10 protein-coding genes are annotated in these 19,515 nt (G+C 52.5%); 4 read left to right on the plus strand and 6 right to left on the minus strand.

The annotated features are described in order from the left end of the window. The first annotated feature begins 20 nt into the window (after positions 1-20). From smc to ligA, 3 genes are all read left to right on the plus strand, one after another. Positions 21-3,530 (plus strand): chromosome segregation protein SMC, encoded by a 3,510-nt coding sequence (gene smc / locus AC5E51_RS11990; RefSeq protein ID WP_491778639.1) that lies wholly within the window; start codon positions 21-23, stop codon positions 3,528-3,530. A 265-nt stretch (positions 3,531-3,795) separates the two neighbouring features. Beyond that, positions 3,796-5,184 carry a cell division protein ZipA gene (gene zipA / locus AC5E51_RS11995; RefSeq protein WP_491778640.1) on the plus strand — a complete coding sequence of 463 codons (1,389 nt, stop codon included), beginning with the start codon at positions 3,796-3,798 and terminating at the stop codon, positions 5,182-5,184. After that, the gene (gene ligA, locus AC5E51_RS12000) at positions 5,181-7,259 is read left to right on the plus strand and encodes an NAD-dependent DNA ligase LigA (RefSeq protein WP_308790935.1); all 2,079 of its coding nucleotides are present in this window, start codon (positions 5,181-5,183) and stop codon (positions 7,257-7,259) included. The genes zipA and ligA overlap by 4 nt, the downstream gene beginning before the upstream one ends. A 59-nt stretch (positions 7,260-7,318) precedes the next feature. On the opposite strand, the gene AC5E51_RS12005 is transcribed toward ligA, so the two are convergent. Genes AC5E51_RS12005 through AC5E51_RS12030 form a run of 6 tightly spaced genes read right to left on the minus strand, consistent with a single transcriptional unit; the run spans position 7,319 to position 14,413 of the window. Then, a complete protein-coding gene (locus tag AC5E51_RS12005; protein ID WP_068440300.1) occupies positions 7,319-9,022 on the minus strand; it encodes a BatD family protein in 1,704 nt (567 codons plus the stop codon). After that, positions 9,016-11,034 carry a vWA domain-containing protein gene (locus tag AC5E51_RS12010; protein ID WP_068443621.1) on the minus strand — a complete coding sequence of 673 codons (2,019 nt, stop codon included), beginning with the start codon at positions 11,032-11,034 and terminating at the stop codon, positions 9,016-9,018. Before AC5E51_RS12010 ends, AC5E51_RS12005 begins: the two co-directional genes overlap by 7 nt. Beyond that, positions 11,031-12,014 (minus strand): vWA domain-containing protein, encoded by a 984-nt coding sequence (locus tag AC5E51_RS12015; RefSeq protein WP_068443619.1) that lies wholly within the window; start codon positions 12,012-12,014, stop codon positions 11,031-11,033. The genes AC5E51_RS12010 and AC5E51_RS12015 overlap by 4 nt, the downstream gene beginning before the upstream one ends. Beyond that, positions 12,007-12,525, minus strand: coding sequence for a DUF4381 domain-containing protein (locus tag AC5E51_RS12020; protein WP_068442852.1), 519 nt, complete (start codon positions 12,523-12,525; stop codon positions 12,007-12,009). The genes AC5E51_RS12015 and AC5E51_RS12020 overlap by 8 nt, the downstream gene beginning before the upstream one ends. After that, positions 12,522-13,454: a DUF58 domain-containing protein gene (locus tag AC5E51_RS12025; protein WP_301378867.1), complete on the minus strand. Its 933-nt coding sequence runs from the start codon at positions 13,452-13,454 to the stop codon at positions 12,522-12,524. Before AC5E51_RS12025 ends, AC5E51_RS12020 begins: the two co-directional genes overlap by 4 nt. Continuing rightward, positions 13,454-14,413 carry an AAA family ATPase gene (locus AC5E51_RS12030; protein WP_297530580.1) on the minus strand — a complete coding sequence of 320 codons (960 nt, stop codon included), beginning with the start codon at positions 14,411-14,413 and terminating at the stop codon, positions 13,454-13,456. The genes AC5E51_RS12025 and AC5E51_RS12030 overlap by 1 nt, the downstream gene beginning before the upstream one ends. 233 nt (positions 14,414-14,646) lie before the next feature. On the opposite strand from AC5E51_RS12030, the gene AC5E51_RS12035 reads away from it, so the two are divergent. Next, positions 14,647-19,470: an NAD-glutamate dehydrogenase gene (locus AC5E51_RS12035; RefSeq protein ID WP_301378869.1), complete on the plus strand. Its 4,824-nt coding sequence runs from the start codon at positions 14,647-14,649 to the stop codon at positions 19,468-19,470. The last annotated feature ends 45 nt before the right edge of the window (positions 19,471-19,515 follow it).

Consider the following 19,515-nt stretch of genomic DNA (forward strand, 5'->3'; position numbering starts at 1 on the left):
AAAGGACGTCCCCCCCTGCTATGCGCCTGAAAGCCATCCGACTATCCGGTTTCAAATCCTTCGTGGATCCGACGTCTGTGCCGTTCAATACCAATCTCACGGGTATCGTCGGGCCGAACGGTTGTGGTAAATCGAACACGATTGATGCTGTACGCTGGGTGATGGGGGAAAGTTCGGCTAAGTACCTGCGTGGCGATGCCATGACGGACGTGATCTTTAACGGCTCAGCCGAGCGTAAGCCAGTCAGTAAAGCCAGTGTCGATCTGGTGTTTGATAACAGCGACGGTACCTTAAAAGGTGAGCACGCGAAATTTAGCGAAATCAGTGTGCGCCGTCAGGTGACGCGTGACGGTCAATCGACCTACTATCTCAATGGCACTAAGTGCCGCCGCAAAGACATTACCGATATTTTCTTAGGTACCGGCCTCGGGCCACGTTCATACGCGATTATTGAGCAGGGCATGATCTCGCGCTTAATCGAAGCGAAGCCTGAAGAATTGCGCGTCTACGTCGAAGAAGCTGCGGGTATATCCAAATATAAAGATCGTCGTCGTGAAACCGAAAACCGCATGCGTCGCACGCAGGAAAACCTTGAGCGCCTCAGTGATATTCGCGATGAGTTAGAACGCCAGCTGGCGCACCTTCAGCGACAGGCGCAGGCCGCAGAAAAGTACAAAGAACTGAAAGCAGAAGAGCGCCAGAAAAAGGCCGAACTTCTGGCGATTCGCTGGACTGCTTTGAACGAAGAATACGAGCAACGTGAAAAGGTAATCCGCGAGCATGAAGTGCAGTTCGAAGCGCATATGGCAAAGCAGCGCGCAGCAGACGCGGGCATTGAAGAGCTGCGTCTCGATCATCAGGCGCGGACCGATGCCTTTAATACGGCGCAGGGCAAATACTACGAGGTAGGTAACCGTATTGCCCGTCAGGAGCAGAAGATAGAGCATCAGTCGCAGCTGGCATTGCAGCTCGACAGCGATCTTGCCGAAGTTGAAAAAAACATCCTCGATACCCAGCGTCAGCTGGAGCAGGATCAGCTTCAACAGGAAGAGCTGGCAGAGCAGCGTTTAATGCTTGAGCCCGAAGTCGAGATGCTTCAGGCGGCAGAAGAAGAACATGCTGCCGAGCTGCTGGAAGCCGAAGAGGCCCAGCGCCAATGGCAATCCCAGTGGGATGCTTTTACTCAGCGTGCCAGTGAGCCTACCCGACGCGCCGATGTGGCTCAGAGCCGTATTCAGGCGACCGAACAGCAGGTACTGAGATTAGAGCAGCAGATCGAGCGTCTGAAGCAGGAGCGTGAACAACTGACCTCAGATCCCGACCTGGGCGACTTCGCCCTGCTGCAGGAAGAAGTCAGCGAAGCTGAGTTACAGGCAGAAGAACAACAGGCACGACTTGAAGAGATTCGGGGCCAGCTGGAAGACGTTCGCGAAGACAGCGAGCGCCGACGTAAAGAACTGGAAGAGGGACGACAGCGCCTGCAACAGATGCTGGGGCGTAAGGCGACTCTGGAGGCATTGCAGAAAGCCGCGTTAGGTCAAAGCAGTGAAGGTGTGACCCATTGGCTTGAAAGTCATCAGTTGGCCCGTAAGCCTCGTCTGGCGCAGCAGCTGACGGTTGCAGAGGGCTGGGAAACCGCCGTGGAAACCGTGCTGGGTGATTATCTGCAAGCGGTGGTTGTCGATGACGTAAACGCTGCAGAACCCTGGTTGTCGGGCTTTGCCGACGGCACGCTGACGTTATGGGAATCAACGGCCAACAGCGCAGGTACCGGAGGTGGCGGCCTGTTGCTCGATAAGCTGACGACGGATCAGAACCTGAGTTCGTTGATGGGCAAAGTCCGCATCGCAGAGACCTTGCCTGAAGCGATGGCGATGCGCTCACAGCTGGCACAGGACGAATCAGTGATAACCCCCGACGGTATCTGGCTGGGGCCTGCCTGGTTGCGGGTGGCCCGGGATCAGGATAACGAAGGCGGTATTCTTGCGCGCCAGCAGGAGCTCGAACTCATCGACGCTGAAGCTGATGAGTTGGATATTTCCGTTGAAGAGTGGGAAGCCGATCTTGAAAGTGTGCTCTTGCGTCAGCGCTCATTAGAACAGCAGAGGGATAATGCTCAGCAAGAGTGGCAGATGATTTCACGCAAACTGATGGAGCAGAAAGCATCGCTGTCAGGTCAGCAAGCGAAGGCTGAGCAGTTGCGCCTGCGTACCGAAAAAATTGAGCAATCGCTGAGCGAGACCGAAGAAACCCGAACACTCGAATCCGAAGCGTTAGCTGAGCTGCGCCTTGAATGGCAGGAGGCCATGAGTGCCGTGGATGAAGACACCGACGAGCGTGAGCGTCTGCAACAGTCGCGCAGTGAGGTCGAGCAGCGTTTGAGTCAGGCTCGTATGGCCGCAGGGCAGCAGAAAGATCGCCTGCATCAGTTACAGCTGCAACTTCAGGCGCTCAACAGTCGCGATGAGAGTACTCGTCATGCAATCAGCCGCCTGGCCGAGGCCATGCAGAAACTCAAAGAGCGTCGCGATCAGATCAATGCTAACCAAAACCGCGATCACAGTGCTGATCTCGAACTGCTGAGGGCCGAGATGGAAGCTCTCCAGGAAGAGAAACTGCAGGCCGAAGAGGTCATGACGGAGGCTCGCCATGCTCTCGAACAGGCGGACACACGCTTGCGTCAGCTGGAGCAGGAGCGCTCAGAAGCGGAGCAGCAGGCACTGGCTGAGCGTAACAAGCTCGAACAGATTCGCATGGAGTGTCAGGCTCTCGATATTCGTCGGAACGGGCTGGTGGATCAGCTGCGTGAAGACAAGCTCAGCATGGCTGATGTACTTGATAGCCTGCCGGAAGCCGCGAATGAAGAGCAGTGGGCGAATGAACTGACGCGTATTGGCGAGCGTATTCAGCGTCTTGGGGCGATCAACCTGGCGGCCATTGAAGAGTACAAGCTGCAGTCCGAGCGTAAGGTGTATCTGGATTCTCAGAATGATGACCTGGAGAAAGCGCTCGATACTCTCGAAGGCGCAATCCGTAAGATCGATGCAGAAACCCGGAACCGTTTCCAGGAAACTTTTGATCGCATGAATGCCGGTCTCGCGGATCTCTTCCCGAAAGTCTTTGGTGGCGGTCATGCCAGCCTCGAGCTGACCACCGATGATCTGCTCACGACGGGGGTCGCCATCATGGCCAGACCACCGGGTAAGAAGAACAGCACGATCCACCTGCTGTCGGGTGGTGAGAAAGCACTGACTGCCATTGCGCTGGTGTTTTCTATCTTCCAGCTCAATCCGGCGCCTTTCTGTATGCTCGATGAGGTAGACGCGCCGCTGGATGATGCCAACGTTGGCCGCTATGCGCGTTTGGTTAAAGCTATGTCTGAGAAGGTTCAGTTCATATACATCACCCACAATAAGATCGCGATGGAGATGGCCGATCAGCTGATGGGGGTCACCATGCACGAACCGGGTGTGTCACGACTTGTATCTGTCGATGTTGAAGAAGCCGCAGTGATGGTTGAAAACGGCTGAGCTTAATTGCGTCACCGCTTAAGAACCGTCAGAAAAACCACAGATCGGTGTATTCCTTCTTTTAGATAACCTCAGACGTCAGGGAACCGACGATCCTTTCTATGCTCTGAGTACAAATTAAACAGACCTGTGATGAAACTCAAAAGGGTAGTTTGCCTTTATGGCTGCTCGTGGTGTAATACCCCACACAGGCCAGTACAGCGGTCTGTCTGAGACATCGATAGACAATATTTGTTAGAACACAGAAAGAATTATTGAGGAACGTATGGAGTGGAGCTGGCGCACAGTATTGATCCTGATAGGCCTGTTGGCTATTGCCGCTATCATGGTCGATGGATTCCGCCGCATGAAGCGGGCTCGTGCTGAAGCATTACGGCTGGACATTCAGCCGGGCATGGATGAGTTGGATGATGAAGATTACAACCCCGAGTTACCGGGTACTGTTCGTGTAGTCAGTGCCTCTGCAAAGGCGCCTGCTTCTGAGAAATCACCAGCAGGCGACGGTCACTTTCAGCCCGGTTATTCATCGGAAAAAGCGGATGCCGCAACTCCGGATACAGTCCTGCAGGCAGCGGAGCGCCGCGAGCCGTCGTTTGGTAACCATGATGAGAATGACGTTTCAGCCGCAGACGATCTGAAAATCGGCAGTGCAATTTCTGACAGTGAAGACGAAAGCCCGCTTCAGGAGGCTTCTCACAAGCCTTCTTTTGAGGCTTCTCCTGAGCCATCGGGCTTATCGACACAGCCAACAGTACATTCAGAACCAGCAGCGCAAACGACCCCACCGAGAGCGGATATTATCCCGACAGTTAAGCCTGTCGACCTGAATGAAAAGGTGCCGGTGCTGTTGGACGTTGAGGAACTGGGAGATGAGCGTAGTTTCGAAGAAGGTATCGTCTCTCCAGCGCGCGTCGTTTCTCCGGAATTACAAACGGAGCCTGTAGCTAAAACTGATCGTGCGCCGACCACAGACGATGTGATGTCTGACGCGTATCAGGATTCACAGACTCAGGAACAAACTGAAGCGTCATCTCCTGTCGGTTCTTCGCAGGATACCAATGAGACCTACCAGACCTCAGAAGTCGAAGACCCGGAACATATTGAAGATCCGCACCTTGATCAGGAAGTCGAGAGCATGCCGGAAGAGCCGGTTATCTCGCAGCCGGTCAATTATGCCGGTGCGAATGCAGAGGTATTGGCCAACCGACCTGACCCGGAACTGGTACTGGTGATACATACCATCGCTCGCGAAGAAGGCGGTTTTAACGGCAGTGATCTGCTGTTCCTGTTCAACAGCTGTGACCTGCGCTATGGCGAGAAAGATATTTTCCACCGTTTTGAAGAAGCTGATGGTGAGGGGCGCATTCAGTTCTCGGTTGCACAGGTACGTAATCCGGGTACGTTTGATCCTTCGCATATGGCAGATCAGAGCTTTATGGGGCTGAGTTTCTTCATGAGCCTGCCGGGGGCCAAACGCCCTCTGGAAGCGTACGAAGCGATGTCTGAAATGGCGATGGTGGTTTCCCGTAACCTCAATGCTGATGTGCTCGACGAGTCACACAGTGCGATGACGACTCAGACGATGGAACATGAGCGTCAGCAGATATTGGAATATGAACGCCAGCAACGGCTGGCTGCGAAAAAACGAGTATGAGCCAGCAAGATATGTTTTCAGAGGCGCCTTCATCCGGCGCCTCTTCTTCTTCCGCACCTGAAGATAAAATTCAGGAATTACGCGACCAGATAAATCACCATAATTACCTCTATTACGTGCTCGACGAGCCGTCGCTCCCTGATGCTGAATATGATCGCCTGATGCGTGAGCTACAGGCGCTGGAAAGTGAGCATCCTGAGCTAATCACCTCTGACTCGCCCACTCAGCGGGTCGGTGGAGCACCTCTATCAGGTTTCACTGAAGTTCAGCACGAGCGGCCTATGCTGTCATTGGACAACGCCATGAATGCAGAGGAGTTTGCGGCGTTCGATCAGCGCGTTCGTGATCGCCTGAAGAGCAGTGAAGACATCGAGTATGCCTGTGAGCCAAAGCTGGATGGTCTGGCGATCAGCCTGTTGTATATCGATGGTTTACTGGAGCGTGCAGCGACGCGTGGCGACGGCGAAACAGGTGAAGATGTCACCCAGAACGTTCGCACGATTAAAAATATTCCCCTGCGTTTAATCGGTGATGATGTGCCCGAGCGCATTGAGATTCGCGGCGAAGTCTATATGCCCAAGGGAGGCTTTGAAGCCTACAACGAACGTGCGCGGGAGCAGGGTGAGAAAATATTCGCTAACCCGAGAAACGCGGCAGCGGGCTCGCTGCGACAACTGGATTCCAGTATCACGGCGAAGCGTCCGCTGGAATTCTGTGCGTACAGTCTTGGAGTGGTCAGTGAGGAATATACGCTGCCAGAAACTCACAGCGCGACGCTGGAGCAGATCCAGAAGTGGGGGCTGCGCATTAACGAAGAAATGCGAGTTGTAACTGGTCGTGAAGAGGCTGAAAAATTTTTTGCTGGCCTTGGTGAAAAGCGCCTGGGCCTGGGATACGAAATAGACGGAACTGTCTTCAAGGTAAACTCTCTGGCATTACAGCAGCAGCTTGGTTTTGTCGCCAGAGCACCGCGTTGGGCGATTGCTTATAAATTTCCGGCGGTAGAAGAATTAACAGAATTATTGGGCGTTGATTTTCAGGTTGGTCGTACCGGTGCCTTAACCCCTGTAGCGCGTTTAAAACCTGTGCATGTGGCCGGCGTAACGGTCAGTAATGCAACGCTCCATAATATGGATGAAATTGCCCGGTTGGGTGTAAAAATTGGTGACACCGTTATTATCCGACGTGCAGGGGATGTGATTCCTCAAGTCGTTTCTGTTGTTGAAGAACGTCGTCCCGATACTGTGACTGATATTCAGATGCCGGATGCTTGTCCGGTCTGTGAGTCACATGTGGAGAAAGTAGAGGGTGAGGCTGTCGCTCGCTGTACCGGCGGGCTGGTGTGTTCTGCTCAGCGTAAAGAGGCGATTAAACACTTTGCTTCACGCAAGGCGATGGACGTTGAAGGCCTGGGCGATAAGCTGATTGAGCAGATGGTCGAAGCGGGCTTGATTGACACTCTTGATGATCTGTTTCATCTGTCCGTCGAAGAGATAGCCGGGCTTGAGCGTATGGCTGAAAAAAGCGCGCAGAACGTATTGAACGCTCTTGAGAAATCGAAGCACACGACGCTTGCTCGCTTTATTTATTCTCTCGGCATCCGTGAGGTTGGCGTGGTTACGGCCAACAATCTTGCCGGTTATTTTGGTTTCCTTGAGCGTATTATGTCTGCCACGCATGAGCAGCTGGTGGCGGTTGACGACATTGGCGATATCGTGGCTGCACATATCGTTAATTTCTTTGCTGAAGAGCACAACCGCACGGTAATCGAGCAGTTACAGAAAGCCGGTATTCACTGGGAAGAAAAAGAACCCGTCAGCAGTGCTGAAGACGCGCCTCTGAGTGGTAAAACCGCGGTCATTACCGGCACACTGTCGGACATGACACGTGACGACGCCAAGGCGGCTCTCGAGGCTCTGGGAGCTAAAGTCACGGGCAGCGTATCGGCAAAAACCGACTTTCTGGTTGCAGGTGATAAAGCGGGCTCGAAACTCGCTAAAGCGCAGAAACTAGAAGTGACGGTGTACGATGAGGCAGGGTTTAAAGCCTTACTGGACGAGCTGAACAGTCAATAAGACTGCTCAGCGCGCTCATGAAAACCGAGCATAAGAAACTGAGCAAAGCCTGATAATGCTCAGTAGAGTTCGGGAAGGGATTCCTGATTTTCCTGCGATTTGTTTGCTTTCATCGCTCTTTCGATTAACAGCGTAATACTACTTCCATTAAAAGCGCTGTTTTTATCGGCGCTGTAAAGAGTCGCATCCAGCTCAGCCAGAGCTGCGCTTAACCTGACATCACTCAACCAGACCTCAGCCTGAGCAAGCGAGGTCATCGGGCGTCCTGATGCCGCTGAAGCCCAATGAATAATGTTTTCACGGATGGCCTGAGCATTGTTCTCGCGGGCAGACTTTTTAAGCTCTCGCCAGTAGTAGTGCTCGTCTTCTTTTTGTTTTTTATCGGCGGCTTCTTTACGAGCCTGATGATCCGGAACTGCAGATGCTGCACTACTCGAAGGTTGGCGCAGCATCAGCCAGGCAACCACTGCTAATAACAGACCATTCATAACGACAGAGGCACCCAGTGCAAGTTTCCAGATCCCTGAATCAGCGGGTAGTTCGCCAGCGACTGGTTCGACAGGGGGCTCAGAAATGCCGGGTGAAGTTTGAGAAGAGGGCGGCGCAGTCGCTGCTGGAGTGACCGTGATTACGTGCTCGGGCAAGGTCGCGTATTCAACACGGTTTTCCAGTGTATTCCACCATGGAATACGTACTTCGGGCAGAATAAGCTCACCTGCAACTCCCGGAACCAGGGCGACGCTTTGAGTAATCGTGGTCACAATGCCTTGTTCTGAAATAGAGCTGTTGTCCTGAGTCTGATCCGGGTAGTAACGCAAACCCTCTACGTCTGCCATCGGGACGGGGGGAACCTGGCCAGAATTCAGCCCGGTCGCTTTGATAGTAAAAGTACGGGTCACTGGTTCGCCTGCCTGCCACTCGGTCGGAGGCGTACTGAATGTTTCTTCCAGAACAAAGCGGCTGGCCGGAATCCATGGCGCTTGCGGATAACTGTCAGGAATCGGATTAATGGTTAACTCGATGGGTTTGCTGACGATGGTTTCGGCCGAGCCACGGAAGCGGTTATAGCGGTCGGTAACACGCGCTGTGAAGCGCTGCCCCGGTATTACTAATGTGCCTGAAGATTCAGGGAAAATAGCGTAGCGGCGTTCGTAAACACCGATACGCTGACCATCAACCACGGTAATGTGTTTCTTCGGGTCCATGAGAGGTTGAACGCGGGCGTTAGCGACTTCAAATTCCGACAGAGATGCGTCGTCGTGATTCACTGTGTAGTACATGCGCTCAATATAAAGTAGCTGTTCCTGTACGTAGTGAGTGCCGCTGCTGACTTCTACTTCGAAGAAAAAATGCTCCGACTTTTCGGGTTCTGTCGTCGCAGTGTCTTCGACATTGATTCGAATAGGATCACTGTATTCGCCTTTGTATGATAAGGCCGGAATCAGTACTTCACCCGCCCGGCGGGGCAACAATTCAACTTCCCAGCGAGTGGTTGAGGTACTTTTGCCATTAACGTTTGAACTTTCTTTGCTGATGCGTGGGCGGCCGACGACATTCCAGTCGCGCTCCAGTGGCGACAGGTCTGGCATGTCGGTCGATAACAGATTCAGAAAGCCACCCTGGCTGTCGACATGCTGCAGTTGCAGAGTCACCGGGTCTGAGCGGCCAATCTGTTTGCGATCAACGCTTGAGATAAATTCAGCCGCGAGTACCAGCTGGCTGGTTATTAATAGCGCTGCGGTAATAATCCAGCGGATTACCATAAAACATCCTCTTCCGTCTGATCTGCATTCTGGCGGTACTGATATAAAAACTTCCGTTGCATCAGCAGACCCGGGTTATCTTCGACCTCGTTGAGTACAGACTCCATCGCCGCTTGCTGCTCGCGGGACAGGTGGCTGAACTCTCCATTCTCTTCATTGCTCTGTTGCTCTGCGACCGTTTGTTTCTGGGCCTGACCTTCATCGCCGTTCTGTGATTCCTGCTGGTCTTCCAGACCGCGATCTCCGGATTTTCCGGTCTCAGGCTGTTGGGCTTTTCCTGCTTGCTGCTGTTCTTGCTTTCCGGCTTTTTCTTCAGCCTGCTTCTGGGCTTGTTCTTCAGCCTTTTTCTCTGCCATTTTTTCAGCCATGTTGTCAGCATAGGCATCATCAGCTGACTCCTGTTCAGAGTCCTCTTCAGAGTCTGAATTCTGGTTATCTGAGTTCTGACCTGAAGAACCGTCTGAATTTTCCGAGGAATTGCTGTTGTTCTGACTATTGTTATTCTGACTACTGTTGTTCTGATTCTGGTCTGAATTCTGCGACTCTGATGAATTGCCCTGTGAGCTGTTCTCACCATTATTTTGCGAGCTGTCCTGTTGCTGGTCGTTCTGAGAATTCTTGTCAGAATTTTCAGAATCACCCTCAGAGTCAGACGACGATTGCTCCTGCTGCTTCATTGCTTCTTCGACAAGGTCGAGATTTTTCTGCGCTTGCGTCAGGTCAGGATCTGCTTTCAGTGCATCACGATAGGCTTCAGCCGCCTGTTCCAGCTTGCCTTGTTGAGCGCGGGCATTGCCCAGGTTGTATTTCGCTTGTGCAGAATCACTTTGCGTAAAGGCCTCTTCTGCAGCTTCGTAATTTCCGGCGCGGTAGTGCGCTGTGCCTTTCCACTCAGGGTTATTGAACAGCTCAGCAGCTCGGGCCGGGTCGCTCTCCATAAGTTCAGCGGCTTGCTGGTTGTCCGTTTTCCAGGCGTTCGCGCTCGCCGTTTCGGGGAGCAGTGGCAGGATTAAAACAAGGCTGAACAGTACACCCCGGCGAAAGCCTGCAATGGCGATGGGGATCAGCAAAAAGGTGAGCCAGTAGCCGGCATCCTGCCAGGTTTCGAATGTTGTTTCCTGTGCGTTGGCGTCGTTACTCCCGGGAAGACTGTTGGTGAGGCTGCGCCAGTCACTGTCATTATAACTCATGGCCCGCCAGCGGCTGCCTGTAGCCTCATACAGTGCCTGCATCGGCGCGGTATCCAGCTTTGGCAGGACGATGGTGCCATCCCCTTTTTTTAGGAACCCTTGGTCGCCAATAGGGACGGGGGCCCCTTCAGCCGTGCCGACGGCAATCAGGCTAAGGTCAATCGAGTCACCCAGAGCGAGAGCAATGCGCTCGACGTCTTTGTTCTGGATACCGTCAGTAATCAGCAGAGCGGAGGCTTCATTGACACCGGCATCCGTCATTAGCGTTTGAGCCTGAGTCAGAGCTTTATCTGGTCGGCTACCGAGTTTCGGCATGATCTCGGGAGACAGTGATGTCAGCAGGTGCTCAACGGTTGCTTTGTCATCAGTAAAGGGCACGACCGTGTGGGCTTCTCCTGAGTAGGCGATGACAGCAGTGATGCCATCTTCACGGCCGCGGACGATGTCGGTGGCTTTACGAATTGCCCGGGTGGCGCGATCAGGCGCGACATCGGTTGCGTTCATTGAAAGCGACATATCAATCAGTAGCACCAAAGCATCCGGGTTACTGATCACAGGCACCGCTTTGCGCTGCCAGCTTGGGCCGGATATGGCGACGATGGCGATGGCTGAGGCAATGAATATGGCAATCACGCCGAGCATGGACGATTTACCCGGTGTGCGGTCGAGCATGTGTGCTTGCAGTGCGGGATCAATCAACTGATCCCAGCGACCTTTGCGCAGCGTCCGCTGTGCCAGCCAGACGGTCATAACGACAGCCGGAATAAGGAGGATCAGCCAGATAGGGCGCATAAAGTGAATGTTATTCAGAAACTCACTCATGACAGACCCCGTCGTACAAGCACTAGCTGAACCCAGCCAAGCAACAGGGCAGCAAGCAGCGGCCACTGAAACAGTCCGGACTCAGGTCGGTAAGTTTTATTCTCCCGCTCGGTCGGTTCCAGCTCATCAATTAAGTCGTAAATCTGGCTCAGCTCTTCAGTATTACGAGCGCGGAAAAACCGTGCCGAAGTCAGGTCGGCGATACTTTGCAGCTCGCCTTCGTTTAATTCACGTGATGGGTTGATTGTACGACTGCCGAAGAAGCTTGGGACTTGCATGCTCTCAGCGCCCAGACCAATGGTGTAAATTTTAATGCCCAGCTCAGAAGCCAGTTCTGCGGCTCTGACGGGGTCTACTTTGCCGGCCGTGTTTTCTCCATCGGTCAGCAGAACAATCACCTGGCTGTCTGACGGATTTTCGCGCATACGCTTGGCGGCGAGGGTAATGGCATCACCTATCGCGGTTTGTTTCCCGGCAAGTCCGAGTGCGGCTTCATTCATAAAGGTACGCACGGTTTCACGGTCGAACGTCAGTGGTGCTTGCAGATAGGCGTTCGAGCCAAACAGAATCAATCCCAGGCGATCGCCTTCGCGCTGATTAATAAAATCGTTCAGCACGTGTTTAACAATTTCGAGGCGATTCACCGGGCGATTATTCAACTCCATATCGGCGGTATCCATACTGCCTGAGATATCGACCGCGAGCATAAGATCACGACCTTCAGCGGGCAGGCGAATTGGTTCTCCGAGCCAGACAGGGCGGGCCAGCGCAAACACCAGGGCCAGCCAGGCTAACGCTGGCACAACCCAGCGCATACCACTCGCAGTGTTGTCTGGTGTACTGCCTGATGTGCTGTTCCAGTCGCTCAGGTCTGGCACTTTAAGGGCAGCGTCTTCCTGAACTCTGGCCGGTAGCAGGTAGCGCGCAATGAATGGCAGCACCAGCAGTAAAAATGCCCATGGGAACTGAAATTCAAACATGGGGCGCCTTCCTGCCAGTATTCGAGACGGCTTTACGCACTCGTTCTGGCGTTGTTCTTTTTAACCACTGACGCAGCTCACTGTCGATTAACTCAACAGCCAGGTCAGGCTCACGTCGATATGAGCCGTGAGCAAGTGCATTGATTGTCTTACTGGATAGTGTCGCTTTGGAGTTGATGCGGTTCAGGTAGGCCGTCCATTCCTCTCCGCTGAGCGATAGTTGGCTGTTTTCGTCACAGGCCTTCAGGTAACGCTTCAGTGTTTTGTTCAGGCTCTGACAATACCGTGTTGAGTCTTCGTTCTCAGCGTAATCATTTTTTGCCTGATCGAGCAGCGGCAACGTGAGCGTGAGCATCGCACGATGTCGGTGCCAGCGAATAAATAGCCATGTCATTGCGGTAACGACAGCAACCGCGACGGCTGCACTGGCCCACCACCCCCAGGCCAACGGAAATAATCCAATGGCGGCGGGTTCAATGATGTCTTCTAACGGCAGGGCACCCGGGTTCATACTGTGACTCCGGACAGATCTGCGGTGAAGCCCATCCCCTGACGCAGACAATCGAGAGGGTCCTCGTGGGTCTGAACATCAATTAATGGTGCCTGCAGGTGCAGCAGCGAGTGCTTCAGTTGGTTAGTACGTTCCTGCCAGGCAGTGAGCTGCTGGGCGCTGTCCCGGCTGCTGATGCTCAGTCGCGAGCGTTGTCGGCCGTCGGTCAGAACGTAGTCGCCCGCAGGCTTCTGAATTTCCAGTGGATCAATGACGCGTATAGCAATCAGGTCACAGTGCCGGGAGACGCTATACAAGGCTCGCTCACACTCTTTATCAAAGCCCTGCCAGTCGGAGACGATATAAACTGCAGATCCCGGGCGTGCAACGCGGGCCAGGTGACGGCAGATATCAAGCATGCGCGGTTGAGCGGCTGCGGCTTCTGTGACGGGCATTTCAGCCAAACGATGCAGGTAGGCCATCAATGTTTTCCGGCCGGTGTGCGGGCGCAGATCGAATTCGTTGGTATCGTTGAATATCAGGCCGCCAACGCGGTCTCCCTGCATGGCAGCTGCCCAAGCCAGCAGGGCTGAAATATCAGCTGCCACCACTCGCTTGAGTGCACGCCGGGTACCGAAGTTCATGGAACTGCGCAGGTCAGTGACCAGCAGTACAGGGCGTTCTCGTTCTTCGCGGAATACCTTGATATGAGGTTCACCGGTACGTGCAGTGACACGCCAGTCCATTGAGCGGATGTCGTCACCGGGTTGGTATCCCCGAACTTCCGCAAAATCGATGCCCCGGCCACGCAGACGAGAGGCATGAGTGCCCGATTGCTCGTTCAGGATTTTCTTCTGCCGGTGCAGTGGCAGAAGGTTGGCCAGTACCCTCAGACCCGCAAGGCGAGCGGGGTTGATCACTGTTCCATCAGAAAACTCGCGGCGGATCATCAGGCTACTGGTACCCGCGACAGCAGTTCGTTGATGACAGTATCTGTGGTCAGGCCACTGGCTTCGGCCTCGAAACTGAGCAGAATACGATGACGCAGCACATCGTGCGCTACGGCACGTACGTCATCGGGGCTGACGTAATCACGCCCTTCAAGCCAGGCATACGCGCGGGCGCAGCGATCAAGCGCAATGGTACCACGGGGGCTGGCGCCAAACTCGACCCAGCGTGCGAGATCATCGCCGTATTTACCGGGTTCACGCGTCGCGATGATAAGTTGCACCAGATATTCTTCGACGGCTTCGCTCATGTGCATCTGCAGTACCTGGCTGCGAGCAGCAATCAGGTGTTTCTCGGTCAGTTTACTGCCATCGTAGTCTTTGTGAGCCAGCGCTTCGCCACGGGCCAAGCGCAGAATCGACTGCTCTGCGCTGGCATCGGGGTAATCAATTTTTACGTGCATCAGGAAGCGGTCCAGCTGAGCTTCAGGGAGAGGATAGGTCCCCTCCTGCTCAATTGGGTTCTGAGTGGCCATGACCATAAATACGTCAGGCAACTCACGAGTAACACCGCCGACGGTTACCTGACGTTCAGCCATGGCTTCAAGAAGAGCGCTCTGAACCTTCGCCGGTGCCCGGTTAATTTCGTCGGCGAGAATCAGGTTATGGAAGATTGGCCCGGCCTGAAAATCAAAGCTCTGCGTTTCAGGGCGGTAAATTTCAGTACCTGTGATGTCTCCCGGCAGGAGATCGGGCGTAAACTGAACACGCTTGAATTCACCTTCCATTCGGTCTGCCAGCGCGTTAATGGCTTTGGTTTTTGCAAGGCCAGGTGCGCCTTCAACCAATAAGTGCCCATCCGCTAATAGTGTCAGGAGCAGTCGCTCTACCAATTGAGGCTGACCAATGATGGTTTTCTGTAAATTATCACGGAGTTGTTGGAACCCGTTCTGTAAGCTCATCTGAATCCAGTCCTGATTCTTATCGGTGTGTTGGCCTCTGTTTTTCCAGAGTGACAAGGATTTTAGAGATTCCGCTGTGGCGGTCAACGCTCTGATCACGCCTTGTTAATAAAGTTATCTGCATGTCCGTAAAGTAGCGTAAACAATCCTTGCGTACGCTCAAGTGGCAAAGCTGACAGATAGTCTAAGCTTTAGACATAACTATTACTGGAACCTTGTGGCGAGTGACTGCAATGCTTACACCTTTACACGCTCTGATCAATGAACGGAATGAGTCTTCCCTCGCGTCTCAGTTAACGCGATTCGCAGATCTTTACTACTCTGGTGCACCCTCAGATGAGGTGCTCGGCCGGTCAGTAGAGGATCTGTACGGAGCGACTTTGTCCTGCTGGCAGTTTATTCAGCATAGATCTGCCGGTGAGCCGAAGGTGCGTGTATTTAATCCCGACCATGAAAATCATGGATGGCAGTCACTTCATACGGTGATCGAGATCGTTTTCGACGACATGCCGTTTCTGGTAGATTCTGTACGAATGCAGCTCAATGCCCGTCAGATGTCGCTGCACGCCATTCATTACTGTGTATTACATGCAGGGCGTGACGAGAGCGGCCAGTTCAAGGCGACGGGTCAGTGGCAGAAACCAGGAAAAGGAAAAACGCCTGAAGCCATTATTTATATCGAAGTAGATCATCATTCTGATGAGCAGTTGATGACGGATCTGGCTCAGGAAATTGAAGATGTGCTTAGTGAAGTTCAGCGCTGCGTCCGCGACTTTCCTGAAATGCTCGGAAAGGCAAAGAGTACAGCTCAGGAGCTGCGTGATGCCTGCACAGTCAATGACAAGGAAGCCTGTACTGAGGCCGCTGAGTTCGTTGACTGGATGGCATCTAATCACTTTACCTTTCTGGCATATGATGAGTTTACCGTCAGTGATGCGAAATCCGGTAAAATTGTAGATCGAGATCCTGATCACGACCTTGGGATTTTCCGCAATATAGACACTACGCGTTCGCGTGTTCAGTTGAAAGAACTCGAACCCGAAATCCGCGAGTTCATTACCGGTCCTTCATTGATCAACTTTATGAAGTCCGGTAACCGCAGCCGTATACATCGTCCTGCCTATCCCGATTATGTCGTTGTAAAGCGATTCGATAAACATGGAAACGTCGTCGGTGGTATGCGGTTTATGGGTCTGTTTACTTCGATTGTTTATATCGAAACCCCGAACAATATTCCGATTATCCGCCGTAAACTGACAGCGATTCGTGAGAAGTCGGGTTTTGAGCGTTCGAGCCATAGCGCGAAAGAGCTCGATCGTATCCTCGAAGTGTATCCCCGCGACGAATTATTCCAATCCGATGTTGATCAACTTTATAAGACAGCCAATAGTGTTCTGAATATTCAGGAACGACGCCAGACGAGAGTGTACCTGCGCAAGGATACCTACAGTAAGTTTTTGTCGTGCATCGCATACACACCGCGTGATGTTTATAACACAGAGCTACGTCAGAAAATGGAAGATATTCTGGCTCAGGAATTCAGTCCACTAGACATAGAGTTCAACACTTATTTTTCAGAATCTGTTCTGGCCCGGACCCATTTTATTGTTCGCCTGAATCCAGAAAAAGAGCTGAGTTATGACGAAAATATTGTCGCCAATAAGATTCGTCAGGTGGTCCGCTCCTGGACTGATGATCTGCATATTGCGCTGGTGGAACAGGTCGGAGAAGAGCGCGGTAATGTTCTTTATCACGAATATCGGTCTGCCTTTCCGGCGGGCTACCGCGAGGACTTTTCTGCCCGCACTGCCGTAGCTGATATTCAGTATATGGATACCTTAAAGTCTGCCTCTGCAGGTGAACTCGGTATGTCCTTCTATCGGGAGCTGGAGGGAGGCCAGAATGAACTCAGGTTCAAGCTGTTTAACCCGGATAGCATTCTACCGCTGTCTGACATTATTCCTGTGCTCGAAAACTTCGGTCTGCGGGTGATGGGTGAGCATCCTTATGAGATCGTCTGCAGTGATGGCCGTCGTGTCTGGATTCATAATTTCTCACTGAAATATACCCTGTCTGACAGCATCAATATTGCCGAGGTGAAACAGGTATTTCAGGAAGCATTCCGTGCCATCTGGGATGGCCGGGCTGAGAACGACTCATTTAACCGGTTGGTGCTGGGTGCTAAGCTGGGTTGGAAAGACATCGCACTGCTCAGAGCCTACGCACGCTATATGAAGCAGATTCGCTTCGGTATTTCTGAGAACTACATTGCTGACACATTGAGCCGTTATATTCCGATCAGTGCTCAGATCGTTAATCTTTTTCATGCACGTTTTGGCCTTAATGATCAGTCTGCTGATGATCGTAATAAAGCCGTCGCTGAGGTTGAAGGTAAGATTCATGAAGCGCTTGACGGTGTAGATCAGCTTAATGAAGACCGAGCTATCCGTCGCTATATAGAGCTGATCAAGGCCACGCTGCGTACCAACTACTTCCAGCCAGATGCTGATGGAAAAACAAAGAGCTATCTTTCATTCAAAATTAAGCCGTCAGAGATCACCGATATTCCTCTGCCGCGCCCCATGTTTGAGATATTTGTTTATTCTCCCCGTATCGAAGGTGTGCATCTACGAGGCGGAAAAGTCGCCCGTGGTGGTTTGCGCTGGTCTGACCGCGTCGATGACTTCCGCACGGAAGTGCTGGGCCTGGTGAAAGCACAGCAGGTGAAAAACGCGGTCATTGTCCCTGTCGGTGCTAAGGGTGGCTTTGTGTCGAAGTGTCCACCGACTGACGGTGGACGCGATGCTTTTATAGCTGAAGGTGTGGCTTGTTATCAGACGTTCATTAGTGCGCTCCTGGATGTCACTGATAATTTGATTGAAGGTGAGATTGTTCCACCTGAGTCAGTGGTTCGTCACGACGAGCCTGATCCATATCTTGTTGTTGCAGCCGATAAGGGCACAGCAACTTTCTCAGACATTGCCAATGAAATTGCAGTCAACCGCGGTTTCTGGATGGGAGATGGTTTTGCTTCCGGTGGCTCGGTGGGTTACGACCACAAGAAAATGGGCATTACAGCACGCGGTGCCTGGGTGTCCGTGCAGCGTCACTTCCGTGAACGCGGCGTGAATGTTCAGACGGATGATTTCACTGTGGTCGGCATCGGTGACATGGCCGGTGATGTGTTCGGTAATGGCATGTTGCTGTCCGAGCACATTCAGCTGGTCGCGGCATTTAACCACATGCATATATTTATCGACCCTGAACCAGATTCAGCCTCTAGCTTCAAAGAACGAAAAAGACTGTTTGAGCTGCCGCGATCCAGCTGGGAGGACTATGATAAGTCTCTGATATCCAAGGGCGGCGGTATATTTTTACGTTCAGCAAAGAGTATCGACATTACGCCTGAAATGAAGAAACGTTTCGGTATCAAAGAGAGCAAGCTGGCACCGAATGAGTTGATTAAAGCGGCGCTGAAAGCTGAAGTCGATCTGATCTGGAACGGTGGTATCGGAACCTATATCAAAGCATCGTCTGAGCTTGATTCCGATGTCGGTGATAAGGCCAATGATACACTCAGAATTAACGGTAGAGATGTCCGTGCCAAAGTTATAGGCGAAGGAGGGAACCTCGGTGTAACTCAGCTAGGTCGTATCGAGTTTGGGCTGAATGGCGGTGCGTCGTACACGGACTTTATCGATAACGCAGGTGGTGTAGACTGCTCTGACCACGAAGTAAACATTAAGATTATGCTCAATGAGATCATGGATAATGGTGATCTCACTCGTAAACAGCGCAATCAGGTTTTCCTTGAGCAGACCGATCCTGTCGCGGATCTGGTATTAAATAACAACTACCATCAGACACAGGCGATTGCACTAGCCTATCGTGACTGCCGCGAACGTCTCGATGAATATATTCGTCTGATGAAGGACTACGAGCAGCAGGGCAAGCTCAATCGCTCACTCGAATTCTTACCGGATGAAGAAGAGTTACAGGATCGCCGCAATGATAATACGGGCCTGACGAAACCAGAGCTGGCTGTGCTGATTTCATATACTAAAGCGGATATGAAAGAGCGCTTGAATGCGTCGAAGATTACGTCTGATGAATATATTTCGAAGATTCTGTCGACGGCTTTCCCTGAGGCGCTGAATAAGAAGTTTTCTGAAGCCATTAATAACCATCGGCTACGTAAAGAAATCATCGCGACTCAGTTAGCGAATGACATGATTAACCACATGGGGATCACATTCGTGAACCGTCTGGGTGACTCCACTGGTGCTTCGATTACTGATATTGCGCGTGCGTACGTGACAGCACGTGATACCTTCTCGCTACATGAACACTGGCGGGAGATAAGTGCGCTGGACTACAAGGTCTCGACGGAAGTGCAGGAAAATATGATGGCGGAGCTGATGCGTCTGGTGCGACGTGCCACTCGCTGGTTCCTGCGTAATCGTCGTGTAGCGGTCGATATTGCCAGTGAAGTTGAACGCTTCGGCACGGCAGTTCAACACATAGCTCATAATCTGAGTTCGACTCTTAAGGGTGACGCACTCAAGCGCTGGCAGAAGGAGTTTGATAAACGACAGGAGCAGGGTGTACCAAAGACGTTAGCGGCGTTTACTGCCGGTGCAGGAGAACTTTATTCTTCGCTGGGTATTATCGAAGCGGCGGCTCAATCGGATTGCCCGGTCGAACGTGTTACTCAGGCCTACTTCGGTGTGGGCGATCACCTGTCGCTTAACTGGTTCTTGCGTCAGATTAATGATCTGCCCACCAGTAACCATTGGGAAGCGATGGCACGTGAAAGTTTCCGTGATGACCTTGATTGGCAGCAGCGGTCCTTAACCGTCGGTATCCTTAAAGGACACTCTGACGAAACAGATCTCGAACTGGCGATTGAGCACTGGGAGAAAGAGCAGGACATCCTGGTTGAGCGCTGGGGGCGTATGCTTGAAGATCTCAAGAGTATCGAGCAGACCAGCTTCCCGATGATTGCGGTCGCTCTGAGAGAGCTTCTGGACCTTGCTCAGGCGAGTCGCCACGCCTGAGATTTGATCTGATGCCTGCGCCGGTGTAAAACTGCGTTTTTCACC

The sequence above is a fragment of the Thalassolituus sp. genome (assembly GCF_984348125.1).